Below are 24,523 nucleotides of genomic sequence, written 5' to 3'. Positions count from 1 at the left end.
GAGTTCGTCTACTGATAGTCGAAGCTCGCAGCTACCTGTCGGTACCTTCGAATTCTCTGCGTATCGGAGCGGCGGCCTCCCTGCTCAGCTCAATGATTTGATGGAAGGTCGACTGTTACTGGTTTTCGCTTTCATAACCAGTAACCTGGTACTTACATCACATCGGCGAGTTTGCTGGCACGAGTGATGCTTACCACGGCAACCTCGAATCGAGTACACGATGGACGAGCGTCTTGATCTGGAAGTGGCGGTCGTCGGAGGTGGGTTCGGTGGCCTGGGCATGGGGGTCGCGCTGAAGAAAGCGGGCATCGACAGCTTCGTGATCCTCGAGCAGGGTGGTGATGTCGGCGGGGTGTGGCGGGAGAACACCTACCCCGGCTGTTCGTGTGACATCCCGTCGCACCTGTACTCGTTCTCGTTCGCGCCGTACCGCAGCGCGCGAACGCGCTACCCGGGCCAGGAACAGATCCTGAGCTACCTGCGCGGGGTGGCCCGCGATTACGGCCTGCGCGAGCACCTGCGCGTGCACACCGCCGTCGCCGAGGCGACCTATCGGGAAAACATCGCTCGGTGGGAATTGACCACCGACGCGGGACAGCGCATCCTGGCCGACATCCTGGTCTTCGCCGTCGGACAGTTGCATCGCCCCCATATCCCCGATATCCCCGGCCGTGACGGCTTCGCTGGCGCGGCCTTTCACTCCGCGAGCTGGGATCATGGGCAGGACCTTCGCGGTCGCGATGTCGCGGTCATCGGCACCGGTTCCAGCGCTGGGCAACTGCTGCCGGAGATCGCCGCGGTCGCTCGCAAGGTAACCGTGTATCAACGCACGCCGCACTGGGTGTTGCCGAAACCGTCCGCCGAGTTCGGCCGGATCAGTCGATGGGTATTGCGAACTCCGGGAGCCCACCGGCTGTACCGGCAGGCGCTGTACTACGGCGCCGACATCACGCTGGCGCCGATCATGCACCGCGGCTGGTCGGCTCGACCGGCGCAATGGATGGCGCGCACCCACTTACGACGGCGTATCAGCGACCCTCGGCTGCGCGCCGCGCTGACTCCCGACTACCCGATAGGCAGCAAACGGATCGTCTTCGACAGCCGCTATTACGCCGCGCTCGGCCGCGAGAATGTCGAGCTGGTCACCGATCCCATCGCGCGCATCAGCGACAACGGCATCGAAACCGGCGACGGTACGCACCGACATGCGGATGTCATCGTGTGGGCCACCGGTTTTCGAGCACCGGAGTTCCTTGCACCGATGTCCGTCCGTGGCAGGGGCGGTCGCCTGCTGCACGAGGAATGGTCGGCGGGGGCGGAGGCGTTCCTGGGATTGGCTGTACCCGGGTACCCCAGTGCCTTCCTCATCGCCGGACCGAACTCGTTCAATCCGGCGGGCAGCAATCCCGGTATGAAGGAACGCCAGATCGCCTACATCATGGAGTGCCTGCGGTGGCGGGCGGAGGTCGAGGCCGCCGCGATCGAGGTGAGCGGCGATGCGATGCGGCAATACCGGCAATGGTTGGAGCGGGCCATCGCGAAAACGGTGTGGCCGAGCACCGGCGCGAGTTGGTACAAGCACCACAGCGGGCGCGTCACCAACCCGTGGCCCGCCTCGGCGCGAACCTTCGCCCGCATGCTGCGCAGGTCTCCTGCCGAGGCATTCGTCGCTGTACCAGCGAAAGTCCCCGCTGCCACGCCACTCCCGATTCACTACCACAAATCGACCCGTGCCACGACCACGCCGACAGCGTTCTGATCGCGCCCGGCTAATGCCCTTCGGTCGCGATGTCGTGGCACATTTCGTCGATCACCTGCTTGCGTACATGGGACACGGTGACGACGCGTGCCCGGTCGCCCACGGTCGCCAGATGGTATTTCCGGCAGATCCATTCGGCGGGTCTGTCGAAATTCACCATGATCGACAACGGGTTCCGCGTCGGGTGCAGCCCGATATCGGCGAGCTTCTCGACGGCGCGCTCGGCCATCTCGAGAGAGTTCCGCGCCATGAGCTCCAGGCCCGACATGCCTTGCGCCGCCAAAGATTGCCAGATCAGTGCGACGGCCAGCCCACTACGGCAACCGGCGAGGGTGGCGTCGGTCGCGCCGATGTACTCGCCCGCGACCTCGGAGGTGACCAGCTCGGATCGGCACAGCGCCAGTGCGCTCGGCAGTGGCATGCCGAGGGCCTTGTGCATGCACAAGGTGGCGCTGCCGACTTCCGCCCGGACGAAGCCCCACGATTCCCGCGCCGACGTGAACGGCAGGATGAGCCCGCTGAGGGCGGCGTCCAGGTGCACGTAGACCCGGCCGGCCGCCGAAGCCGCCGTAATGATCGCGTCCACATCGTCGATCGCACCGGTCATCGTGGTGCCGATGTTCGCGACCACGACCGCGCCGCGACCCGAGTCGGCACCGCACTCGCGCGCCAGCGCGTCGATATCGATGCGCCCCTGCGCATCACAGTCGACCACGACCAGTTCCTTGCGCATCAACTTGGCGCTTTTGCGCACCGAATAGTGGGTTGCTCGACTGCAATAGATTCGGGCTTCCGGTAGCAGGTCGCACCCGCGATCGAGGCCGAACTGATTGGCCTCGGTGCCGCCGCCGGTCACGTAACCGTAGGTTCGACTCGGATCCGCGTTCGCGAGCCGGGCAATGAAGTCGACTACGGCGAGCTCCATCTCCTTGACCCCCACGCGCGCTTTGTCTTCGCTGTCCGGGTCGCCGACATTGGTGGCGAAGATGTCGAGCAGACCGGCGAACCGGCTGAAACCGAAGTCGAGATTGGCGGGAAACCCCACGATGTACGGTGCTTCGGCACGCATGTCGGCGATGAAGGCATCGACCGGCTCGAACGAGTCCTGTGCCGGTCTCGGGGAGTGACCGAGCTGATATCGGTCGGAATTCGCGAGGTTCATGTGGTGTCAATTCGCCTGTGGGGGGAGGGCTATACGAGCTGGATCGGCATGGTGGCATACCCATGCAGGAAGTTCGAATACAGCGGTCGGGGTTGCCCCGTGGGGATGATGGACCGCGCCGAACGTCGCAATTCGTCCAGCACGATGGCGATCTCCAAGCGCGCCAGGTGCGCGCCGACGCAGAAGTGCGGACCGTACCCGAACGCCAGATGGGGATTGGGCTTCCGGTCGAATCGCGCTGTATCGGGATCGGCGAACCTGGTCAGGTCCCGATTCGCGGAAATATTCCACATTGTGACGATTTCTCCGGCGGCAATCCGGGTGCCGTGTATCTCCACATCGACATTCGCGACACGGCCGAAATGCATGGTCGGAGCGAAGCATCGGATTATCTCTTCGACCGCGGTACCCAGATCCTCGGCTTCGGTGAATCGGTCCCACAGTCGCGGATCACCGGCGAAGGCATGGATCGCGTTGATCATTGTGAGGCGGCTCGTCTCGTCGCCGCCCAAAATGATGCTGTAGCAATTGGTGACGATCTGGTCATCGGACAGCGGCGCGCCCTCGAATGTCTCGGCGATCAGGGCGGTGATCAGGCCGTTGGCCGGATGCTGCCGCTGTGATTCCACGTGGTCGAGAAGGCACAGCAGTATCTCCTGCCGTGCGGCCGCGGCCGAGATATCCGATTGCGCGGCGTCTTCGGAGCTCAGCGCCTGCTTGGTCAGCGAGACCAGCAGATCGTGATCGCGCTCCGGAATGCCGAGCAGGTCGCAGATGGTCCAGATCGGGATCCGGGAGGCTATCTCGTCCGCGAAATCGAAAGTACCCGCGCCCGACCACTGGGCCAGCAATCGCTTGCTGCGTTCCTGAATCCGAGGTGCCAACGTGCGCACCGCATCTCGCGTGAGCGCCGAAGTCATCAGGCGACGCATTCCGGTGTGTCGGGGCTGGTCTGTCACCGCCAGCATCTTGCCCGCCGCGTTGTCCCGGCCTGCCAGCAATGTGAGCAGCACATTTCCACGCTGTGAGGTGAATCGTTTGCTGTCGCGGTAGACGGTGACCGCCGGGTCGTAACCGCAGACAACCCAGAACCCGGGATGCTGGGATGAATTCTCGTGCCAGAAAATCGGCTGCCGAAGACGACGGTCGCGCCAGAATTCCGCTATGCCGTCACGCAAATGTGTTGTTGGCTCGGTGAGATCCCAGACATGGGTGTCTTCGAGGGTCGTAGACCGGACTGCGTCGGTCACCCTCCGCTCACCAACTCCGGTTCGGAAATCGCCAGCAGTGTGGCCAGTTTCGCGGGCGAGGGTGCGTCGAGCAGCATGCGCATCGTCATCTGCACACCGAGTACGTTCCTGATCCGCCGGGTGAGCTTGGCGGCTTCCATGGATTCGCCGCCGAGATCGAAGAAGCTGTCCGCCGGATGGAACTCGGGCAGGTTCAGGATTTCGGCGAACAGGCCGCACAGCGTCTGCTCCGCGGGAGTCATCGACTCCGGTGCCGTGCGGATCGTGCCGGGCTGTCGCACCGATTCCGTCAAAGCGGCGTAGTCGGCCTTGCCGTGTGGCGTAAGTGGCATGGCGGCAAGGATCTCGACTCGATCGGGCAGCAGGTAGCCGGGCAGGTGTTCGGCGAGGAATCCGTGGACCGCGCTCGCCTCGATCTCCGCGTCGACGACGACGCAGCAGACCAGCTGAGTCTCGGTCGCCACCACCGCCGCCTGGCGAACACCGGCGCAACGCGCGACGATGGCTTCGATCTCACCTGGTTCGATGCGCCGCCCGCGCAGCTTGATGCGTCGGTCCATGCGTCCGAGAAATTCGAGCTGCCCATCGGGCAGCTGCCGGACGAGATCGCCTGAACGATAGAACCGTTGACCGGTCACAGGCTCCTCGATGAAAGCCGCGGCGGTCTCGCGCGGCAATCCCAGATATCCGCGAGCGACGCCGAGGCCGCCGATCCAGAGCTCGCCCGCGGTACCGGGATCCACGTCGGTGCCGTCGTCGCCGATGACCCGCAACGTGGTGCCGCCGATGGCGCGACCGATCGGAATATGTGGTCCCGAGCCGACCAGCGGATCGCTGATAGTGGCGCACACGGTGGTTTCGGTCGGGCCGTAGGAGTTGATGAGGCAGTGGCGGACGGTCCATTCCTCGACGACCGCCGCGTTCGCGGCCTCGCCCGCGATGATGAGGCGCAGTCCCGGCGGCACCCGATGTTCCGGTACCGCCGCGAGTACCGACGGCACCATGATCGCGTTGGTAATACCTTGTGCCACAATCACTTCGGCGATTCCTTCGCCGTCGGCGAGCTGATCTTGCTCGGCGAACACGGCGGTCGCGCCCGCGCCGAGGGTCGAGGTGATCTCCGAGATCGAGGCATCGAAGGAAGCCGGGGCGAATTGCAGCACGCGCGCGCCGGGCCGAAGACCGAGAGCCTCCCCGGTGGCATCGGCCATCGCGGTGATGCCGCGGTGTGGCACCGCGACACCCTTCGGCGCGCCGGAAGATCCGGAGGTGAAAATGACGTATGCGAGGTCATCCGGGCCGATGGTCGGGTAAGGCGGTAGGTCCCGAGTATGGCGATCCGCGGCTTGCGGTGCGGGGATCGGCACCGTGACAATCTCGTCGGGCAGCGTCGGCGGCGCGTAGTCCGGCTCGAGCAGGGCAACGCGCACCGTGCATACCGCGAGCATCGAGCGCGTTCGCTCCAGCGGCTGGTCGGTGGCCAGTGGCACATACACCGCGCCGAGTCGCCAAATCGCCAACATCGCTGCCGTGGTGTATGGATTGCGTCGCCGTGGCACCAGCACCGCGACCGAATCCGATCCGGCGACACCGGCTCCGGTCAATTCCCGGCAGATCAGACCGACCCAGTGATCCAGATCTTGGTAGGTCAGCGTTAACTGGCTACCTGTGAGCGCAACCTCCTGTGGAGCGTCGAGCACACGTTCGTCGAACCGTTGCAACCAAGACCGATCAGGTGGTTGGAGCGGCACCTCATCAGGTGTTTGCACAGTCGTGACTGTAAGCGACCGATTGGTCCGACACGTTACGGAACCACCAACAATGGGAATAGCCTTAGGGTTACAACTCGGTCAGTGATCTTGATCGGCGCGCCCGGCCAGGAAGTCGATCATCAGACGATTCACTTCCTCTGGTCGTTCGAGGTAGCCGAGGTGGCCGCACCGGTCGAGCGTCGCATATCGCGCACCGGGGATCGCGGCGGCTACTTCCTGGCAGTAGCTCGGTGGCGCCAGCTGGTCGTCGGCGAATCCGATGATCAAGCTGGGCACCGTGATTCGTGTGTAGTCGGCGAGTCTATTGCGCGAATAATCGATACCGAGCTGTGCGCGCAGGCCGGGTGACACCGTCGCCGAAGCCGAGAATTCGAACATATCGAGCCAGTGCTCGGCGGCGACGGGATCCTCGAGCGTATGGGGCGACAAATTGAACGTGGCCTTGACCGCCGCAGCGTACCCGGGTGGCAAACTGACACCCGCATCGTGCAATGCCAGCTCTCCGGCATTGAGCGCGAGCAGCAAAGGGTGCGGGCGGCCAGCGGTCGCCATCATGACCGCGCGGTCCAGGAGTTCGGGGCGCAGCAGGGCAAGTTCCTGCACCACGAGCGCGCCGAGCGAGGTGCCGACGACATGTGCGGGCGCACCCAGGTGCTCGATCAGTGCGGCCGAATCGGCCACCAGATCGGCGATGGCGATGCCGTCCGCGCCCTCCTCGGACGGGGCGATCCCCCGATTGTCGACCGTCGCCACCCGAAATCCGGCCCGCACAAGGGCCGGAACCTGATAGGTCTTCCAGACTCGACCGGGACTGCCGCTGCCCATGATCAGCAGCACGAGCGGTCCCTCGCCGGTCACGGTGTAGCTCAACCGGATTCCATTGAGGATTGCTGTCGACATGAGCTTGTTAATACTCGATCAGCCTCGGACGTGCAGACCGAAACCCGCGCTGCCGGGGGACTCCAGTCCTTCGTGCAGCCGTAACGACGGCATTTCGTAGTCGCCGCCGTTCTGCCTGCGGAAGGGAATCGGGTCGGTCGCCTCGAGCGTCAGCAGCCGCTGCTCCCATGCCTTCGCCGCGTCGGCGAAGTCCCCGTCCGAGACACGCGACGTGCCGTACATGACGAACGGTGGCAACACTTCCATGCCGGGGTAGTAGAGGATCCCGTGGTGGATCGGGAAGAGTAGGTCATCGACGGGGCCGTTGATTCCGCGATCGGTGTAGTGCGACTCCTTGCCCCCGATCGTCACCGACAGCATGGCCCGCTTGCCCGCGAGCGTGCCATCGCCGTAACGATCACCGTATTTGGTCTCGGTGTGCTCGCCGACGCCGTAAGCGAAGCGATAGGTGAAAACTCGATCCACCCAGCCTTTGAGGATCGCGGGCATCGAGTACCACCACAGCGGGAACTGGAAGATCACCGTGTCGGCCCAGAGCAACTTGGCTTGCTCGGTCGCGATGTCCGCGCTGAGCGCGTCGGTCTCATACGCACGGCCGGAATCGTGGGCCACGTCGAGACGGCCCGTCGTGGCGAGGCCGAAATCTTCCGCGTCGATCCCGGACTTCCAGCGCATCGCGTACAGATCGCTGACCTGCACCTCGTGCCCGGCCTTTTGCAAGGTGGTCACGGCGATGTCCTTCAGCGCGCTGTTCAGCGAGAGCGGCTCGGGATGAGCGTGGACAATGAGTGCCTTCATCTTCTGCTCCTTCGGATCGGTCGACTTCGATCTTGGAGCGTGTCGAGGACGGCGTTCAGGGGCGCTTCTTCCGTAGGACGGGAATTCCTGGTAACGACAGGACCACCCTCGGTGCCGGAGGAGTCGGGATACTGGAGCGATGGACGATCTTGCTGACTTTTTGCGTACTCGGCGAGCGAGGGTCGATCCGGGGTCTGTCGGTATCCCGGTCGACTCGCGTCGGCGCGTCGAAGGGCTGCGCCGCGAGGAGGTCGCGCACCTGTCCGGGGTGAGCGTCGACTACTACGTTCGACTGGAACAGGGACGCGCTACCCAACCCTCCGCGCAGGTCCTCGACGCGCTCGCTCGGGTGCTCGGACTCGACGCGGTGGAGAGCGAGCACCTGCACCGGCTCACGGGCAGACCGCCGCGCGCGGAACGGTCCGCGCCGGGGGGACGAGTCCGTCCCGAGTTGATGCGGGTGCTCGATCTGATCACCGACGGTCCCGCGTTCATCGTCGACCACCGGCTCGAGGTGGTGGCGGCGAACCCGCTGGCCGAACTGTTGTACGGCCGCCCGATGAAGGGCCTGAATATCGCTCGGCACATCTTCATCGAGGAGGAAGGCCTTACGCTCTACGCCGAATGGGACGCCTGCACCCGCGACACCGTCGGCCAGCTGCGGCTCGCGGCGGGGAAGTATCCGGACGATCCGCGGCTGACCACACTGATCGGCGAACTCGCCATGCACAGCGACCGCTTCAGGAAGCTGTGGGCGCGTGCGGACGTCCGCAGTCGTACGCACGGCCGCAAGTCATACATCCATCCGCTGGTCGGTGATCTGGAGCTGCATCAGGAAAACTTCACGGTGCCGGACGAAACAGGCACCGAACTTGTTGTTCTCTCGGCCGCACCGGGGACTGCCGCGCACGACAGCCTGCGCATGCTTGCCAGCCTGGGCGCCTCGAGTGGCCAGGGCGGGAACCGCAAGACCTCGGGTCAGCGGGCGAGCACGGAGTAACCGGCAGCGCTTGCGCTTTCGGCTATCCCGAATCGTGGCGTCGGGTCCGGAGTGGTCAGGACATGACTCCGATATCGATCACGGGGTGCTCGGCCGGGGCGAGCCGCCGCAGGATCGTGCTGGCCTCGTATGGATGCCGAGATCTGCGCATCGGTCGGCCGACCGATCACGGACTGGTCGGTTGTCTCGGGAACCCATCCAGGATGGCCGATGCATCGAAGCCCTTGTATGCAGGCACAGGCGCAGCATGGCGGGTGCCGTATCCGCGATCGGCTGGACCGCCTCCGGGCCTGTCTGACCGGAAGTGAGTCCCCGATGACCGAAACCGAGCGGCCTCTCGAAGACCTGCTCGATCTCGCATATCCCTATGCATTGGACGCGGTCGACGAAGGCGAACGCCGCCATATCGAAGAACGGGTCGAAGATGCCGACGCCGCGACGGCGGCGGCGTTCGCGGCCGTGGTGTACGACATTCACGAAACACTGGCCACCATCACGATTTTGGATGAATTGCCGCCACCGCCCGAGCTCGCCGCCAGCGTGGTGCGCGCGGTCGCGAAGCAGGCCGATGCCCTCGCGAGACGTCGAGTGGAGTTGTTCAACGCCTGGTCCGCACGGCGACTGCTGCGCTCCGCTGCCGCTGCCGCGGTGTCGGTGCTCGCCGGTGTCGGCGTCGCGGTGATCCTCGGCCGGAGGGCTCGGTCCGGTCGCCGGTGAGACACCTGACCTGATCAGTCGTGCGCGTGCAGTCGAGCCTGCACTTCGGGACGCCGCAATGGCGGCATGGTTTTCGGGGGAACCCTGCGCTCCGGTAGCTGGTCGAGCAGCCGCATGGTGGCCGCGGCTATGTCGGCGACGGCGGCATCGACCGCGGGGCGGGTCGACTCGGAGATGCTGGACAGGCCGCCGACCTTTCGGACGTACTGTAGGGCCGCCGCATGTATTTCCTCAGGAGTGGCCGCGGGCTCCAGCCCGCGAAGACCAGTGATGTTTCGGCACATGCTTCGAGGTTAGCTCGCGGCTTCGAGGGTTTCCTGTCGACCGCGACGCTCACGGAACGACTTCGACAATGTCACCGGGCGACAGATAGTCGAAGAACGCCTTTGCGCCTTCGGGAGTCATTCGGATGTACCCGTGTTGTCTTCGCCGCGCCACGTCGCGTGATCGGCGGCAAACCTCGAGTTCCCGGCCATCCGATGGCCGGTCGGGCAACGCAATCGCGGCGGCGGAAATATCGTCGGAGGAATATCCTCGGAGTAGTAACCGAAACTATTATCGAGGTCGTCGTGGCGCATAACAATCCGCTTTCCACGCAACGCGGCCTGACCTCAGAGTTCACGACGGAACTCGATGCCGCGGGGTTCAACGATGCCGTCGAGATCGGGCGGGGCGGATTCGGGGTGGTGTACCGCTGCTCGCAGGCAGCGCTGGATCGTACGGTGGCGATCAAATTGCTCACCGCCGATCTCGACTCGGAGAATCTCGAACGTTTTGTCCGCGAGCAGCTCGCCATGGGCAAAATGTCTGGTCATCCGAACATTGTCAGCGTGTTCGAGGTGGGGGCGACGGCGCGAGGGCGACCCTACATCGTGATGCCGTATCACCCGCACGGCTCGCTGGATGCGCGAATCCATGACCATGGGCCGATCGGCTGGCAAGATGTCCTGCATATCGGGGTGAAGATCGCGGGCGCGCTGGAGACCGCGCATCGGCGTGGGTTGCTGCATCGCGACGTGAAACCAGGCAACATTCTGCTCAACGAATACGGGGAACCGCAGCTCGCCGATTTCGGGATCGCGCGGTTGGTCGGTGGTTTCGAGACGACCGTGGGGGCCGTCACCGGATCGCCTGCCTTCACCGCGCCGGAGGTCCTGCAGGGCCGCACCCCGGATGTGACGGCCGACGTGTACAGCCTCGCTTCGACATTGTTCTGTGCCGGTACCGGGCATGCGGTGTTCGAGCGGCGCAGCGGCGAGCAGCTGGTTGCCCAGTTCCTGCGTATCACCAAGCAGCCGATACCGGATCTGAGTGATGCGGGACTACCCGCCGATGTGACGGGCGCGATCGAACATGCCATGTCCCGCGAGATCAGCGAACGACCCTCCAGCGCATCGGAATTCGGTGACACGCTGCGCGAGATCCAAGCCAGGTACGGGCTTTCGCCCGACGAGATGCCGATTCCGTTGGCCGTCGAGGAGTCGGGCGGACAACCTCCGGCTACCATACCGACTGGATCCGCTCGACGTCGTACTTCGGGGCTGCACTCCGCGCGCATCATTACCCCGCCGGTGCCGGCGCCGCGGTTGCGGCCGCCGGTGCCGACCCGCCCCCTCGTCGAGCGGCCACGGTTGATCGAACTGCTTCGCGAAGGACGGGATCGTAGGCTGGCGGTTATCCACGGCCCCACCGGTTTCGGCAAGACCACACTCGCCGCGCAATGGTGTGAGGACGTGATCGCCGACGGGCTCGCGGTGGCGTGGCTGACCGTCGATGACGACGACAACAATGTCGTCTGGTTCCTCTCGCATCTCGTCGAATCCATTCGCGCCGTGCGTCCATCGCTGGCGCAGGAGCTCGGCGAGCTGCTGGAGGAAAACGGCAATGACGCCGAGCGGTTCGTCTTGACCTCGTTGATCAACGACATCGACCGGCGCGGTGAGCATTTGGTCGTCGTGATCGATGACTGGCATCGGGTGAGTGCCCCGGCCACCACAGCCGCGTTGCGCTTCCTGATCGAAAGCTGTAGTCCTGCCCTGCGCACCGTGGTGGCCAGCCGTAATCAGACCGGTCTTCCGATGAGTTCGATGCGCGCGCGGGACGAATTGGTCGAAATCGGCCCGGCAGCCCTGCGTTTCGATGTGGACGAGGCGTATAAGTTCCTGGTCGAGCTCGGCGGGTTCGAGCTGGACCGCGGCGATGTCGAGGACCTCACCGAATCGACCGAAGGCTGGGTCGCGGCACTGCAACTCGCGGCGCTGTCGTTGCGTGGCAGCGACGATCCCGGCGCACTCATCGGCCACCTGACCGGCCGGCACCACGCTATCGGCGAGTTCCTCGCCGAAAACGTCCTCGACACCCTCGAGCCGGGAACGCTGGATTTCATGGTGGCGACCTCGATCACCGAGCGCACCTGCGGTGAGCTGGCCGCGGCGCTCACCGGCGTCGCGGACGGTCAGGCATTGCTCGAGCAAATCGAACAGCAGGACCTGTTCCTACGCAGACTCGACGGTGGGCCGTGGTTCCGGTACCACCACCTGTTCCAGGAGTTCCTGCGCCAGCGGCTCGAACGCGATCGGCCGGAACAGATCACCGAGCTGCACCGCACCGCGTCGCAATGGCTGGCCGAGCACCGGCACGTGAGCGAAGCCGTCGATCACGCGCTGCTGGCCGGTGACGAGCGGCGCGCCGTCGAGATCGTCGAAAGGGACGGGATGTCGCTGCTCGAATACGGTCAGTTCGCCAGCCTCATCGGCCTGGTCGGCAAACTGCCCGCGACGATCATCGAGACGCATCCTCGCCTACAGCTGGATCTGGCGTGGGCCAATATCCTGCTGCACCGCGCCGCGCCCGCGGAACGCGCACTGCGGCTTGCGGAGTCGACCCTGGATCGCGGCGACTTCGACGAGGCCGTGACCGCGAAACTGCGTGCCGAAGCGGGGGTGGTGCATGCGGTGGTGACAGTGCGCGCAGATGTACTCGCCGGTGTCGAGGACATGCTTGCGCCTTGTCTCACCCATCCGAACGAGCTGCCGCCGTACGTGGTGGCCATCGGAGCGAACGTCGCGGCCTTCGCCGCGGGGTATCGCTACGGCTTCGACGCAGCGCTGCGGATCCAGGAGTGGTCGGCGCCGTACATGCGACAGAACAAGGGCTACTACAACAAGGTGATCGGGCTGTGTTTCCTGGGCCTCGCCGCCAGCCGGCAACTCGACATCACCCGTGCGGAACAGTATTTCCGGCGGGCGATGAAGGTGGCCAAACAGTCCGGTGGCAGCCACTCCTACGGCGCGCGACTTGCCGGATCGCTGCTGGGGGAGCTGCTCTATGAGCGCGGTGAGATCGTGGACGCCGAACGGCTGCTCGACGAGGGCTACAAGCTCGGACCCGAGGCGGGCGTTGTCGATTTCAAGCTGGCCCGCTATGTGGTGGGAGCTCGCATCAAGGCACTACTGGGGGACCGGGCAGCCGCGATCCGCAGGCTGAACGAGGGCGCCCGTGTCGCACGGTCGATGTCGTTGCCGCGGTTGCGGGCCGAGGTCGAGAACGAGCGGTTGCGGTTGGGTCTGCCACCGAACCCCGAGACCGGGCCGCTGCCGGTGATCGAGTACGGCGATCGCCGCGCGCCCATCGATGCGATCGACGAATTCACCGTCCTGTACGAGGAATTCACCGCGATCCGGCTGCTACTGACAGAGGCGTCGCCGAAGCGGACCGAACTCGCCTGCGCGTGGGCGCAGCAATGGGTGGACCGACTCGAAGCGGTCGATCGCCCCAGAGAACTGCTCGAGGCCCGCCGTTTGCTTGTCGCCTGCCTGGCCGCCGCGGACCGGACCGCCGCGGCGAAGCAGCTACTGGCGACGGTTACCGCGCAATGCGCCGAACTCGGTTCGGTCCGCTACCTGCTCGACGGCGGACCGTATGTGCTCGCGATACTGGCCGCGCTGCGCGAGGACCAGATCGCAGGGCATTGGCGCCCCGGCTGGCCGGACATTCCAGCGGACTTCCTGCTCGCATCGGTCAACGCCGATGCGGCACAAACTATGTGACTCGGCCTGGTCGGTAGCTGTTGCGGCCAGTCGTGCGGCGGATCAGCGCTGATCCCAGGTGTCGACAGGTCGGCGCCGACGGCCCATCTGGCGCCGCCTGAAGAACACCTCTTCCATCGATATCGTGGGAATTTCGTGCGTCAGCGCTGACAGGCGGGAGTCGAGTTGGAGTTCGTGGATACGCAATTCCATGCCTGCGCGGCGTTCCGGCGGCAGCGTTGCCCAGACCGCGCCGATGCGGGTGTGCACGTCGACGTCGGCGGCCGCGAGTACCGCAAGCAGCATCGGCCACAGGTGGGCTTCGGTTGCGATGGAGGGCAACGCTGCCACTACCGAGTCGGACATCTCCGAGAGCATCCGCGCGGCCCGCCGTTGGGTGTCGGCGTCGACGCGCTCGAGCACCCGGAACAGTCCACACCAGATGCCGGGTTCGGCGCGGCCGTCGAGTGCGCTGATCATCCCGGTCAGCGCAGCCTCGTTGCGCACGACCGGGCTGGCGGCCATCCGCTCGAGCGAGGTCGGGCTCAACTTTCCGGCGTAGGTCAGCAGTTCCGGTATCGCTCCGACGTGGATAGCGGTGACGATGAGATTGCTGATGGATTCGGTGGTTCCGATGGTGAACATGATGTCGCCGATCGCGGTGACAACGTCCTCGTCGCAGCGGGCGAATGCCGAGAGTGCCGCGAGTTGCAGACTCGATGACCCGCCGAGCACGGTGTGCACGATCCGCGGAATCCGTTGCCATTGGCCGATGAGCAGCCTGCGCAGGATGGCGCTGACACTCTCCGTCGAGAACGCGTAGGCGATCGAGAAGATCAGGCCCTCGTCGTCGTGCGCTCCCTGTTCGATGGCATCGATGAATGCTGTTGTGGCATAGGCCAGAAAAGGTCCGGCCGTAATGTAATCCCGGCGCCGAAGTACCTCGTTGAGTACGTTCACGATCGGTTCGGGTGGTGCTATATCGGCGATCTGGCCGAAGGTGCGCGGGTCCATATACGGCGCGCAGTCCGCCGCGTAAGAGAAGCCGAGCAGGGAGACTGTCTCGGCGGCCTTCTTCGGATACAAGACGCCGATGGCGCCCGCGGCCCGGCCGGTCATCATCGGCGGCACGATCTTCTGGACCAACGGCATCGAGATCCCGAGCGGGATGATCGGCACCAGCTTGCTGATTCGATGGAACGTCTCGGCGTGCTGTTCGAAGATGATGCCTGCCATGCGCTGCTGCAATTCGTGCAGGTGCTCGGCGCCGAGCCGTTCCAGGTGCGCGAGCCGTTCCGCGGGTACGTGCAGGGTGCGCGCCAGCAGCATGATCTGGGCGCGGATTACCAGGTCGCTCATCAGTGGCGGCGGTCCCCGAACATGATCCGCCTCGCTGGTCCGCGTAGCGGCCGGGGTAGCGACCCGACCACCATGTCGATGGACTCCGATAGCGCGTCGGTCTCCTGTTTTCTGGCCGCGCGGAACAACGTCAGCAGGTCCGCGGCCTCCTGATCGGAGAGTAGATCGAGCGTTGCCAACGGGCCGTGTAGTTCGTCTTCGAGGTCGGTTCTGGCGTTCATGCTGCTCCTCGTTGTGCTCATGGCTCCGGCAGCCCGGATTACCCGCGGAGACCGTCGTTGAATCATAGGCGCGGTCGTGTGGCTCGCCGCGGGGGTTTCAAATCGATGGTCTCCGATCGTGGCTCACGAGATGAGTTCTCGGTGTTTGCCCATGCGTCAGGATAGCGAACCGACCGACCGCTATGGCCTATTGCGGCGCTGAAAGTAGGTGTGGCCGAATGTCATTCGGCGCAATATTGGTGTCCGCAATAAGGTTGCCGTCAACGATCGACAGCGAAATCATCTCCACCCCAATGGGTTTGGTGATCTATCCCTATTTCTCGATGTGATTCTCGAAGTCCGGAAATGTCCAGAACAGTTCTCACACCAGGGCAGAATGTGATTTCGGAGCAGGCGTGCTCGGCGGCAATCCAGTGGTCACCACCCCTTCGACTGCCGGGGACATCGTCCTGAACTACCGACTCGGTGGCGTGGCCCCAGAGCGGACCGTGTGCTGTGGTGGTGTGGGTGACCGGCTTGCCAGCAGGTCGGTCACCCGGTCGGCGGGCATGGGTCGGTGGAACAGCCAGCCCTGGGCGGTGTCGCAGCCGAGGTCGTGGAGGCGGTCGGCCTGGTAGCGGGTTTCGACGCATTCGGCGGTGACGGTGAAATCCAGCGCGTGACTGAGTTCGATGATGGATTCCAGAACCAGCACGTCGGCGGGGCTGTTGTCGTCGGGGTTTCGGAGGCGGTGGATAAAGGGGCCGGCGAGTTTGATCACGTCGAGCGGAAGTTGGCTGAGGTAGGCCAAATTGGAGTAGCCGGTACCGAAATCGTCGATCGCGATGCGGACACCGAGCGCGGCGAGGGTGTGTAGTGCTTCCAGTGGCCGCCCGCTGGTCTGCATGAATGCCCGTTCGGTCAGCTCGAGTTGCAGGCTGTCCGGTGGGATACCGGTGTCGGCGATGACGTGGCGCACCCGGTCGAGCCAGGTCGGGTCGGCGACTTCGGCGGCGGAGACATTGACGCTCACCGTCGGTGCGTCGTCCGGGTAGCGGTCGTGCCATTCGCGGCTGGTGTGGCAGGCGCGTTCGAGGACGAGCGCGCCGAGCGCGCCGATGTGACCGTTGTCCTCGGCCAGGTCGACGAAATGCGCAGGGGTCAGGACCCCGAGATCCGGATGTCGCCAGCGCACAAGGGCTTCCACCGCAACCATCCGCTGGTCGGCGAGGGTGACGATCGGCTGATAGTCGAGGAAGAGTTCGCCGCGAGCCAATGCGGCGGGCATGGCCGCCGAGAGTTCGGTGCGGGTGAGCTCGCGCCTGCCCCGCTCGGCGTCGAACACCGCGTAGCGTCCGCGGCCCGCGGCCTTGGCCCAGTGCATCGTGGTGTCGGTCGCCTGGAGGAGTTCCTCGGCGCTGGAGTGGTCGGTGCGCCCGGCCATCACGCCGATGCTTGCCGTGACCGACGGTTGCTGGCCATGAATGTCGAAGGGACGCGCGAAGGCGTCGAGCACGGTCTGGGCGAGCTCTGCCGCCGCGAAGCCGCCGGAGTGCTGCGGGACGAGGATGACGAATTCGTCGCCGCCCATGCGGGCAACGAGCTGACCGGGCCGGGTGGCGCAGGCGCTGAGGCGGGCGGCGGCCTGTACGAGCAGCGCGTCGCCGGTCGCGTGCCCGTAGGTGTCGTTGACGATTTTGAAATGGTCGAGGTCGACGTAGCAGAGCCCGAAGTCGGCGGTGGCGTCGGCGAACGCGGCGCTGAGCGCGTCGATGAAACGTGACCGGTTGGGCAGGCCGGTCAGTTGATCGTGATGCGCCCGATAATTCAGCTGTTGTTCGACACCGCGACGCACGGCGATCTCGGCGGCTCGCAGGCGTGCTTGCTCGGCGAGCAGCCAGCCACGGAAAGTCTGGACGTAGCCATTTGCGAAGGCTCCGAGCATCTCGGTGAGGCGATCGGAGGGGATCGCGCCCGTCGCGCCGAAATGGGCACCGAGTACCGCGATACTGCGGCCGAGCACCTCGCTTCCGACGAAATGCGACCTGGCGAGCTCGGCCCCGAGTTCGGCGACCCGATCGGTAGGTTCCGGTGTGTGGGCGGCGGCCTCGAACGCGCCTGCCAGCTCGGTCAGCAACAGGCGTGTTTGGTCGGCGCTCATCGGCACGGCATGGTCACGGGTTCCAGCCGTGAGCGCGGCCGTCCAGCGGCCGGCCACGGCGTGCAGGCCGTCGGAAACCGGCCAAGGCCCGGCATCCCAACCCATGAAAGCTGATCTTAGTCCCGCGGAAGGGTCCGCGTGAACTACAGCAGGTTGTGTATGGCTGGGATATTATGCCGGCGCCTACGGCGGCGTGGCGCGTAAGCACTGTACTCGGCCACCGAAAGCGCGTGTATTACGGACACGTCGCCGGTCGTCGTGCCGGTCAGTCGATGTGCGGCAACACCTCGGCCACGAGTCGCTCCATCTGGGCCGCCTCGTCGAAAAGCGGGTTGACCAGGATCATCTCGGCTCCGGCGGCCGCCACGTCGCGCAGTCCCTCGATGCAGTCCTCGGGCGTGCCGAAGACGGCGACAGGAAGCAGGGTCTTGCCGAATTCGCCGTAGAACGAGGTCAGGGTATCGGCCATGCGGTGCCGTGCGCGGTCGACGTCATCGTCCACAGCGATGTAGACGCGTTTCGCGATGCGGAAGTCCGTTGCGGCGTCGCCTGTTTCGGCGAGGGCGGCTCGTACGGTCCGTACTTGCTCGGCGAAGTTTTCGGTCGTCGTCGATCCAGCGCCGAAGAATCCACTGCCGTTCCGGACCGCACGCCGCAGTGCCGCAGGTGTACTGCCGCCGAACCATATTGGAGGATAAGGCTTTTGGAATGGTTTCGGTTCCATGGTTGCACCGTTCAGTTGCCAGAACTGCCCGTCGATATCGACCGTCGGCTCCGTCCAGAGCGCCTTCATCACCCGCAGCCCCTCATTGAAGCGCGTCACCAGGTTGTCGGCGGGATCGACATCGAAGGCGGAGAACATCCGATTGCGCCCCCCGATCCCGACACCGATCTCGAGCCGCCCTCGGCTCAGCTGATCCAAACTACTGAGGTGTTTGGCCAGATGGACGGGATTGTGCAGTGGCGTGACGAACACCGCGCACCCGAGCCGAAGCCGCTCATTACAGGCAGCGGCAAAGGTCAGCAGTTCGATCGGCCCGAGGTGCGACACTTCCCCGAGGATCTGTTCGGTAGTCCACACGCTGTCGAAGCCGAGTTCCTCGGCCCGGTCGAGGAAGGCACGCATGTCGCCGGGCTCGAACGCCTGATCAGGGACAAGCTGTGGAAGCGAGATCGCGTATCGCATCATCCGACGATAGCTGCGCTCCTGCTGAGGATCGAGTGGACCCACCATCGCTGGTGCCGCCGACGCCGACTCGGGAAGTTCACGATCGAGTGAGCGACAATAGGTCACAGGGGAGGTAACTATGGCTATCCGAGCGGCGGTGACGGACGAACTCGTTTGCGCGACGCGAACCGGGCCATCGCTGGTCGAGTACACACATTTGGCGAGGTGACCTGCTGGCGGATGCAGACGCGGCTGTCCACGATGAGATGTGCGGCGTGACGAAGGTGCGTTTTGGGACGCAGAGCCGCAGTGTCACAACGGATTCGGTTTGCCGAGGGGAGTTTCGGTGAAGGGGCCGCCGATGTACATCGGTGCCTGGGCGGTCTCGCGGCCTGCGAGGATTTCCGCGGCGAACTGTTCGGAGTCGTCTTCGCTGTGGTAGCCGAGTTCCGTCGCCTCGCGCAGAGATACGGCAACGCGGGTGTTGGCGGACACGCCCCAGATCACTCGGTAGCCCGGCTGCTCGACGGAGAGGCATGCTTCGAACAGTCGAGCGCAATCGTTGGGAGACAGCCACATCGACAGTCCTCGAACGTCATGGGGTCGGTCGAAGCAGGAGCCGATTCGAACGCAGATGACATTCATCCCGAATCGGGAGTGATAGAGACTGCCGAGCGCCTCCACCGCTACCTTGCTGAAGCCGTAGTAGGTGTCCGGCAGCGGCGCGGCGGTACCGGGAACGCCGCTCGCACCGGCCTCGCCGAAGACACGGAAACCCACCGCGTGGTTACTGGAGGCGAGCACGATCCTGGATATACCCGCCTGCTGCGCGGCCTCCAGAACCGTGTGCGTGCCATCGACATTGACAGCGAGAATTTGATCCCAACCGGCTTCCCTGCTGATCCCGCCGAGGTGGATGATCGCGTCCACGTCCTGGCACGCGGCCGCCATCGTCGCGGCATCGGTGAGAGAGCCGGTCATGATCTCCACCAGCTCACCCGTCGTCGGCGGTGCCACGGCATCCAGGTCGAGTAGACGCAGAACACGATCGGGGCGTCGCAGCCTCGACCGCATCTTCATACCGATACCGCCCGCGGCGCCGGTGATCAGAATCCGTTCGGTAGTCGCCATGCCACTCTCGCTCATCGCTATCTCGTGTGCTCGGGGCGATTGCCTGCTGAGCATGCCCTCGCTGCGGAACCAATTCGAAAACGTTCGCTCGAGACCCACCCGGAAGGGTGAGCGTGTCGAAACCGTCAAGAGGTCACCAGGCCGGTAGTTGAGAGTTCGCAAAGGCGAAAAACGCGGCGCTCAGCCGAAAGCGCCGAAATCGGGAGCGGGTCTCTCACGCTCGGCGTGCGCAGAGCCTTGGGCTGTGGAGGTGTCCGGCAGGTATCGGTCGCCGCTGCCGTCGGGAGCGGTGTCCTCGCAGAGGTGTGGGCTGGCATCGAACCTCATCGCTTTTCTGGCGTCGCCGTAGGTGGGCCAGCCGGGATCTCCGTGCGCTGCGAAGTCCAGCCAGGTTTGGTGCATCGCGCGGATGAGGGTGTCGGGTGCGGCGTCGCCGATGAGGTCGCGGCATGCCTGGGTGGTGTCGAAGACGAAGGGGACGTCGAGGCCGTGCGCGGCGCCGTGCAATGGCGCAGGCCATGCGAATTCGTAGACGTAGGTGGGGCCCGGGTGGCGGCGCGCGGTGCGGCGGCTCGGCGACCGGAACATCAGGTCCGTGTAGGCGGATGTGAGTGCGTGTGCGGGGGTGACGGCCGGGTCGTGGAGACCGTGTCGTTCCAGGAGCGCTTCGGCGGTGGGGTAGGTGGCGGCCAGCTCGGCTACGGCGTCGTGCGCGTCGAAGGCGGCGAACTGTTCGGCACCGAAACCGAGGTTGGCCTCCTCGAGTGTTGTACCGATCAACAGGTCGACGCCGCGCGAGTGTGTGCTCGGGACTCCGACCGGGTCGGGGAGGACGTCGTCACCCGTGGTGGGGAGGAACAGTGCACGACGGTGGCCCGGGTCGACACCGTTGTCGTCACGCAGGTCTGGGCGGGGTTCGTTTCTGAGCAGGGCTGCTTGCGCGCGCAGTAGGTCGGGGGCAGAGAATGCGCGGAATGCGTCTGTTGTCGGGGAGGTGCCGAGCCGGGCGGCGAGTGCCTTCGTGAGTTCTTCGGAGAGCTCGAGCGGGCGGGCCATCTCATCGTGTCCGCTCGCGACGATCGCTCGCTGGAACAGTCCGCCGGCCAGCGGGGAGTGCAGCAGGAACGCGACCGAGGTGCCGCCGGCCGATTCGCCGAAGACGGTGACGTTGTCCGGGTTCCCGCCGAAGCCGGCGATGTTGTCGCGGACCCAACGCAGTGCCGCGATCTGATCGCGCAACCCGATGTTCGTGATCCCATCGGACAGTGCGAGGAAGCCCTCCGCCCCGAGTCGGTAGTTGATGGTGACCAGGACAACGCCGTCGCGCGCGAACGAGGTGCCGTCGAAGGCGGGGGCGGCGCCAGAGCCGATCATGAACCCGCCGCCGTGGATGTAGACCAGCACCGGAAGCCCACTCGTGCCGGGGTCGGGTGTCCAGACGTTGAGGTTGAGGTAGTCGCCGTCGCCGATGACCCATCCGGGCCCGATCAGCGGCGCCAGATATGCGTGAGCGGGATGCAATGCCGGCTGGGGTGCGGTAGCGCCGTAGCCGCCGGCGTTCCTGGTCCCTGCCCATCGTTCGATAGGGCCCGGGGGTGCGAATCGGCGTTCGCCCGCTGGAGCCGCCGCGTAGGGGATTCCCAGGAAGCGGGCGACCCCGTCGGTGCGGTCACCGCAGAGTCGCCCTGCCTCCGTATTCACGGTATGGACGGTCGTCAACGACGCCCCTTTCGTATTCGCGTATCACGCTGGTTGGTCGGGCCGAGCGTGGTCCTTCGAATTGGTACCTCCACCTCGTCCGATCCTGCCATGGGGCTTCGTGTCCGGCCCGAGCTGCCGATTTCGACGCCCTGGATGCGGCGAATCGCCAAGCAGCAGAGCGGAATCCACCGGTACAGGCTTACGGCCATGAGCGCAGGGCCATGTTCACTGTGCGGCGCAGCTGTGCCGGTGCGGCACCCGCGGACGCTTGGACCGCGATCCCGTCGGAGACCGTCATGAGGTACCGCGCGAGATCGGCCGGTTTGCTGTCGGGCGGCAGGTCGCCCTCGGCGCGTGCCTTTTGCAGGCGGTGCCGCAGCGCGGTTTCACCGGCCAGTCGGACCGCTATGGCCTGCGTGCGGCTGTGGTCGGCCTCTGATCCGCACGCCTGCACGCTGCGCACGCACAGGCAGCCGGGGGTGTCTTGCCGGGTGGTCAGGGTGATCGCACCCTGGAGATACGCGGTGGCAACCGCTCGGGCGGTGGGCAATTCGAGGGCGGCGGCGGTGTAGCGGCCGGGGCCTTCGAGGTAGCGGGCCAGCACCTTGTCGAACAGTTCGGCTTTGTTGCCGAAGGTGGCATAGATGCTCGGCCGGTTGATGCCCATCGCCGCGCTGAGATCCGACAGCCCGGCACCCTCGTACCCGTGCTGCCAGAACACCTGCAACGCGCTATCCAGCGCGCTGTCGATATCGAAGCCACGCGGCCTGCCTCCCGGCATGATCACCTCCCAGTTTCTTACCTATCAGTACTTTACTTGTTGACGCATCGGGGCTACCGCCAGTAGTTTGCTACCGAATGGTATACAACTAGGAGGCCTAGCATGTCGGATCGCAGCACCGCACCGATCCGCGTCGGTATCGTCGGCGCAAGCCCTAATGGAAGTTGGGCCGCTGCAACACATTTGCCCGCACTCGCCCAGTTGCCAGAGTTCCGCATCACCGCGGTGGCGACAACGAATGCCGCATCGGCCGCGGCCGCAGCGGCGCACACGGGTGCGCGGCACGCGTTCACCGACGCCGCCGAACTGGCGGCGCACCCCCAGGTCGACCTGGTGGTGGCGACGGTGAAGTCACCGGGGCACGCGGCGGTAGTTCGCGCGGCCCTGGCCGCCGGGAAGCACATCATGTGCGAGTGGCCGATGGGCGCCGACACGGCCGAAGCCGCCGAGCTGGCCGCGGCGGCGGTGTCGGCCGGAGTGGTGCACAGCGTGGTGCTACAGGGCCATCACTCGCCGTCGGTGAACTTCGTCAGGGATCTGCTCGCGGCGGGACGGATCGGCGCCGTCGCCGCGGTCACCCTGGTGGCCGCCGGGGATCCTTTCGGCGGCAATGTCATTCACGACAACCTCGCCTGGACCCTGGACTCGACCAAGGGCACCAACCTTTTGACCATTATGGCGGGACATGTGTTCGGGACACTCGAGCACCTGGTCGGTACATTCGCCGAGGTGTCGGCCGTGCTGGCCACACTGCACGACAAGGTGACCGTGCTGGAAACCGGTCAGGTCATCACCAATCAACAGCCGGGGCAGCTCGCGGTCGCAGGGCGCCTGACCGGTGGAGCGGTGGCCGCGGTAACGGTGCACGGCGGCCATGCCGACGCCCCCGATGGCTTCCACATCCACATTCGCGGCACCGAGGGAACTTTGACGATTACCCCCGTTCAGCCGGCCATGTTCCTGCACTGGGCCGACTGGCACGTTCGACTGCACGATAATCGAGGAGTCGTCAGCGAACTCCAAGTGCCTGATGAGTACCGACCGCCGCTGACCTTGCCCGCCGGTCCGATTGCCCACGTGGCGGGCAACTATCGCGAAACCGCCGCTGCAATCGCCGAGGGTCGCCCCGCGCGCCCCGATTTCATCACCGGCCTGCGCCAGCGCCGACTGCTCGACGCCATTGTCCGCGCCTCCGAAACTGGAGTGCGCCAGCAGGTCTCGACACTGTGACCAGTCCGGGATCGCCGACCTGACCGGCGCGCAAGCGCCGATCGAGGCTTCGCCCTTACGGATCGACAGCGGTCGTGTGCTGGTCGTGAGACTGGTCGACGGTGCGCCGCGCCGGGCACCGCCGGCAAGTTCCGCGGAACGCGTACGGCCTTGTGCCCCAATGTGTCACGCTGCTGGCATGGCATTCTTGCGGGCCGATCGCATGCGCGTGCTGGTGACCCTCAACCAGTTCGAATCCCACTTTCGTGGACTGGTCACATTGGCCGACGCGATAAGCAGGCACGGCCACGATGTCCGCGTCGCGGCACCCGAGAAGTGGGGCGCCTGGCTGCACAGCAACTACGGCGTCGAGACCGTGGACGTGAAAATACGGCGGGCCGACCGCGTGTTCGACGCAGCCATATTCGGACTTCTGCTCGACCGGGACATAGAAGCGTTCGACCGGATGTACATGACGGATTTCCTCAGCGACCGGATCGCCCTGCGTGTCGCGGAAGACGTACTGAACCTCTCGCAACGATGGCGACCCGATGTTGTCGTGCACGAGTGCTCGGAATTCGGCGGTTATCTGGCGGCGGAGGCGCTCGGAATACCACACGTCACGGTGGATATCGGGCCGCTGCAGCTTGTGCGAAACCTCCACGACGACCTGATCCGGCCCGCTCTGACCGCTCAGCGGGCCAAACTCGGGCTTCCGGCAGAACCGTCGACACCGGGAATCCTGCGCCATCTCACGGTCTCCCTGACGCCGAAAGAATTCAATAACGCCGATCTCGACACCCCACTGGTCCGTTACCGGCACGAACCACCGGTACGTCACAATGACCAACTCCTCCCGGAGGTGTTCACATCGATGCCTGGCGACAGGCCGATCGTTTACCTCTCACTTGGCTCGATCGGCCCCTTTTCACCGCGGTTCAGGGATCGAATGGCCGAAATCTACGGGGAGGTCTTCGCGGCCTTGGCCGAACTCCGGTGCACCGCGGTCGTCTCGCTGCCATCGATGTACCAGGAGATGTTCGGGTCGCTGCCGCCACACATCCATGTCCTGCCGTACGTCCCCCAGTCCCTCGTATTGGCGAATGTAGACCTGTTCATCACGCACGGTGGATTGAATTCGATGCGCGACACGATAACCTACGGAGTCCCGCACGTGGTACTTCCTTTCTTCGCCGATCATCCCGGAAATGCACGACGCTGCGAGACCCTCGGCACCGGCATCCACATCGATCCCATGACCGTCACCGCGTCGGACGTTTTCACCGCCTGCCGACGGACCCTCGACGATCCCGCCTTCCGGCAGGCCGCGCGAGCGCTGAAACGACATATGTGGGCACTGCCGCCGCAATCGGCATTCGCCGAAGTCCTCGGAGATCTCGTCCAGGCTCGCACCGGGAGAAAATAGA

19 protein-coding genes are annotated in these 24,523 nt (G+C 65.2%); 6 read left to right on the top strand and 13 right to left on the bottom strand.

Annotation, left to right across the window (positions count from 1 at the left end):
* Positions 1–220 precede the first annotated feature (220 nt).
* Entirely contained in the window at positions 221–1,759 is a 1,539-nt protein-coding gene (locus ACLMAJ_RS13455) for a flavin-containing monooxygenase (protein WP_412013966.1), read from the top strand.
* Between the two features lie 10 nt (positions 1,760–1,769).
* Here ACLMAJ_RS13455 and ACLMAJ_RS13450 read toward each other — a convergent pair whose 3' ends face one another.
* The 5 genes from ACLMAJ_RS13450 to ACLMAJ_RS13430 all read right to left on the bottom strand — a co-directional run bounded on the left by ACLMAJ_RS13450 (position 1,770) and on the right by ACLMAJ_RS13430 (position 7,641).
* Entirely contained in the window at positions 1,770–2,921 is a 1,152-nt protein-coding gene (locus ACLMAJ_RS13450) for an aminotransferase class I/II-fold pyridoxal phosphate-dependent enzyme (RefSeq protein WP_412013965.1), read from the bottom strand.
* A gap of 29 nt (positions 2,922–2,950) precedes the next feature.
* A complete protein-coding gene (locus tag ACLMAJ_RS13445; protein WP_412013964.1) occupies positions 2,951–4,171 on the bottom strand; it encodes a cytochrome P450 in 1,221 nt (406 codons plus the stop codon).
* On the bottom strand, positions 4,168–5,940 hold the full coding sequence (locus ACLMAJ_RS13440; protein ID WP_412013963.1) for a non-ribosomal peptide synthetase: 1,773 nt from the start codon (positions 5,938–5,940) through the stop codon (positions 4,168–4,170). The genes ACLMAJ_RS13445 and ACLMAJ_RS13440 overlap by 4 nt, the downstream gene beginning before the upstream one ends.
* An 81-nt stretch (positions 5,941–6,021) precedes the next feature.
* Positions 6,022–6,843, bottom strand: coding sequence for an alpha/beta fold hydrolase (locus tag ACLMAJ_RS13435; RefSeq protein ID WP_412013962.1), 822 nt, complete (start codon positions 6,841–6,843; stop codon positions 6,022–6,024).
* Between the two features lie 18 nt (positions 6,844–6,861).
* Positions 6,862–7,641, bottom strand: a complete 780-nt coding sequence (locus tag ACLMAJ_RS13430; protein ID WP_412013961.1) for an NAD(P)H-dependent oxidoreductase — start codon at positions 7,639–7,641, stop codon at positions 6,862–6,864.
* A 139-nt stretch (positions 7,642–7,780) separates the two neighbouring features.
* Between ACLMAJ_RS13430 and ACLMAJ_RS13425 the strand changes: the two genes are divergently transcribed.
* Together ACLMAJ_RS13425 and ACLMAJ_RS13420 are read left to right on the top strand one after the other, a co-directional pair.
* Positions 7,781–8,641, top strand: a complete 861-nt coding sequence (locus tag ACLMAJ_RS13425; RefSeq protein ID WP_412013960.1) for a helix-turn-helix transcriptional regulator — start codon at positions 7,781–7,783, stop codon at positions 8,639–8,641.
* A gap of 315 nt (positions 8,642–8,956) precedes the next feature.
* Positions 8,957–9,358: an RskA family anti-sigma factor gene (locus ACLMAJ_RS13420; protein WP_412013959.1), complete on the top strand. Its 402-nt coding sequence runs from the start codon at positions 8,957–8,959 to the stop codon at positions 9,356–9,358.
* A gap of 14 nt (positions 9,359–9,372) precedes the next feature.
* Here ACLMAJ_RS13420 and ACLMAJ_RS13415 read toward each other — a convergent pair whose 3' ends face one another.
* The gene (locus ACLMAJ_RS13415) at positions 9,373–9,642 is read right to left on the bottom strand and encodes a DUF2277 domain-containing protein (RefSeq protein ID WP_412013958.1); all 270 of its coding nucleotides are present in this window, start codon (positions 9,640–9,642) and stop codon (positions 9,373–9,375) included.
* 285 nt (positions 9,643–9,927) lie between these two features.
* Here ACLMAJ_RS13415 and ACLMAJ_RS13410 point away from each other — a divergent pair, with 285 nt between their 5' ends.
* The gene (locus tag ACLMAJ_RS13410; RefSeq protein WP_412013957.1) at positions 9,928–13,407 is read left to right on the top strand and encodes a protein kinase domain-containing protein; all 3,480 of its coding nucleotides are present in this window, start codon (positions 9,928–9,930) and stop codon (positions 13,405–13,407) included.
* Positions 13,408–13,449: 42 nt separating this feature from the next.
* On the opposite strand, the gene ACLMAJ_RS13405 is transcribed toward ACLMAJ_RS13410, so the two are convergent.
* From ACLMAJ_RS13405 to ACLMAJ_RS13375, 7 genes are all read right to left on the bottom strand, one after another.
* Positions 13,450–14,745, bottom strand: coding sequence for a hypothetical protein (locus ACLMAJ_RS13405; RefSeq protein ID WP_412013956.1), 1,296 nt, complete (start codon positions 14,743–14,745; stop codon positions 13,450–13,452).
* The gene (locus ACLMAJ_RS13400) at positions 14,745–14,966 is read right to left on the bottom strand and encodes a hypothetical protein (protein WP_412013955.1); all 222 of its coding nucleotides are present in this window, start codon (positions 14,964–14,966) and stop codon (positions 14,745–14,747) included. The genes ACLMAJ_RS13405 and ACLMAJ_RS13400 overlap by 1 nt, the downstream gene beginning before the upstream one ends.
* Positions 14,967–15,420: 454 nt before the next feature.
* Positions 15,421–17,211 carry a putative bifunctional diguanylate cyclase/phosphodiesterase gene (locus ACLMAJ_RS13395; protein WP_412013954.1) on the bottom strand — a complete coding sequence of 597 codons (1,791 nt, stop codon included), beginning with the start codon at positions 17,209–17,211 and terminating at the stop codon, positions 15,421–15,423.
* Positions 17,212–17,371: 160 nt separating this feature from the next.
* On the bottom strand, positions 17,372–18,292 hold the full coding sequence (locus ACLMAJ_RS13390; protein ID WP_412013953.1) for an LLM class flavin-dependent oxidoreductase: 921 nt from the start codon (positions 18,290–18,292) through the stop codon (positions 17,372–17,374).
* A gap of 294 nt (positions 18,293–18,586) precedes the next feature.
* Positions 18,587–19,420 carry an NAD-dependent epimerase/dehydratase family protein gene (locus tag ACLMAJ_RS13385; RefSeq protein WP_412013952.1) on the bottom strand — a complete coding sequence of 278 codons (834 nt, stop codon included), beginning with the start codon at positions 19,418–19,420 and terminating at the stop codon, positions 18,587–18,589.
* A gap of 165 nt (positions 19,421–19,585) precedes the next feature.
* A complete protein-coding gene (locus ACLMAJ_RS13380) occupies positions 19,586–21,124 on the bottom strand; it encodes a carboxylesterase/lipase family protein (protein ID WP_412013951.1) in 1,539 nt (512 codons plus the stop codon).
* Positions 21,125–21,305: 181 nt separating this feature from the next.
* Positions 21,306–21,887 carry a TetR/AcrR family transcriptional regulator gene (locus tag ACLMAJ_RS13375; RefSeq protein WP_412013950.1) on the bottom strand — a complete coding sequence of 194 codons (582 nt, stop codon included), beginning with the start codon at positions 21,885–21,887 and terminating at the stop codon, positions 21,306–21,308.
* A 102-nt stretch (positions 21,888–21,989) separates the two neighbouring features.
* On the opposite strand from ACLMAJ_RS13375, the gene ACLMAJ_RS13370 reads away from it, so the two are divergent.
* Positions 21,990–23,117, top strand: coding sequence for a Gfo/Idh/MocA family oxidoreductase (locus ACLMAJ_RS13370; protein WP_412013949.1), 1,128 nt, complete (start codon positions 21,990–21,992; stop codon positions 23,115–23,117).
* 178 nt (positions 23,118–23,295) lie between these two features.
* Positions 23,296–24,522, top strand: a complete 1,227-nt coding sequence (locus ACLMAJ_RS13365) for a glycosyltransferase (RefSeq protein WP_412013948.1) — start codon at positions 23,296–23,298, stop codon at positions 24,520–24,522.
* The last annotated feature ends 1 nt before the right edge of the window (position 24,523 follow it).

The sequence above is a fragment of the Nocardia arseniciresistens genome, assembly GCF_046764875.1.
Lineage (GTDB): Bacteria > Actinomycetota > Actinomycetes > Mycobacteriales > Mycobacteriaceae > Nocardia > Nocardia arseniciresistens.
Note: the sequence above shows the minus strand (reverse complement) of the source record. Positions and strands in the feature narration are given on the sequence as shown.

Coding starts and splice junctions, on each gene's coding strand:
- ACLMAJ_RS13415 (WP_412013958.1), bottom strand. CDS start 9,642: ATGTGCCGAAACATCACTGGTCTTCGCGGGCTGGAGCCCGCGGCCACT.
- ACLMAJ_RS13435 (WP_412013962.1), bottom strand. CDS start 6,843: ATGTCGACAGCAATCCTCAATGGAATCCGGTTGAGCTACACCGTGACC.
- ACLMAJ_RS13425 (WP_412013960.1), top strand. CDS start 7,781: ATGGACGATCTTGCTGACTTTTTGCGTACTCGGCGAGCGAGGGTCGAT.
- ACLMAJ_RS13455 (WP_412013966.1), top strand. CDS start 221: ATGGACGAGCGTCTTGATCTGGAAGTGGCGGTCGTCGGAGGTGGGTTC.
- ACLMAJ_RS13395 (WP_412013954.1), bottom strand. CDS start 17,211: ATGGGTTGGGATGCCGGGCCTTGGCCGGTTTCCGACGGCCTGCACGCC.
- ACLMAJ_RS13370 (WP_412013949.1), top strand. CDS start 21,990: ATGTCGGATCGCAGCACCGCACCGATCCGCGTCGGTATCGTCGGCGCA.
- ACLMAJ_RS13365 (WP_412013948.1), top strand. CDS start 23,296: ATGGCATTCTTGCGGGCCGATCGCATGCGCGTGCTGGTGACCCTCAAC.
- ACLMAJ_RS13385 (WP_412013952.1), bottom strand. CDS start 19,420: ATGAGCGAGAGTGGCATGGCGACTACCGAACGGATTCTGATCACCGGC.
- ACLMAJ_RS13430 (WP_412013961.1), bottom strand. CDS start 7,641: ATGAAGGCACTCATTGTCCACGCTCATCCCGAGCCGCTCTCGCTGAAC.
- ACLMAJ_RS13420 (WP_412013959.1), top strand. CDS start 8,957: ATGACCGAAACCGAGCGGCCTCTCGAAGACCTGCTCGATCTCGCATAT.
- ACLMAJ_RS13450 (WP_412013965.1), bottom strand. CDS start 2,921: ATGAACCTCGCGAATTCCGACCGATATCAGCTCGGTCACTCCCCGAGA.
- ACLMAJ_RS13375 (WP_412013950.1), bottom strand. CDS start 21,887: ATGCCGGGAGGCAGGCCGCGTGGCTTCGATATCGACAGCGCGCTGGAT.
- ACLMAJ_RS13390 (WP_412013953.1), bottom strand. CDS start 18,292: ATGCGATACGCGATCTCGCTTCCACAGCTTGTCCCTGATCAGGCGTTC.
- ACLMAJ_RS13405 (WP_412013956.1), bottom strand. CDS start 14,745: ATGAGCGACCTGGTAATCCGCGCCCAGATCATGCTGCTGGCGCGCACC.
- ACLMAJ_RS13400 (WP_412013955.1), bottom strand. CDS start 14,966: ATGAACGCCAGAACCGACCTCGAAGACGAACTACACGGCCCGTTGGCA.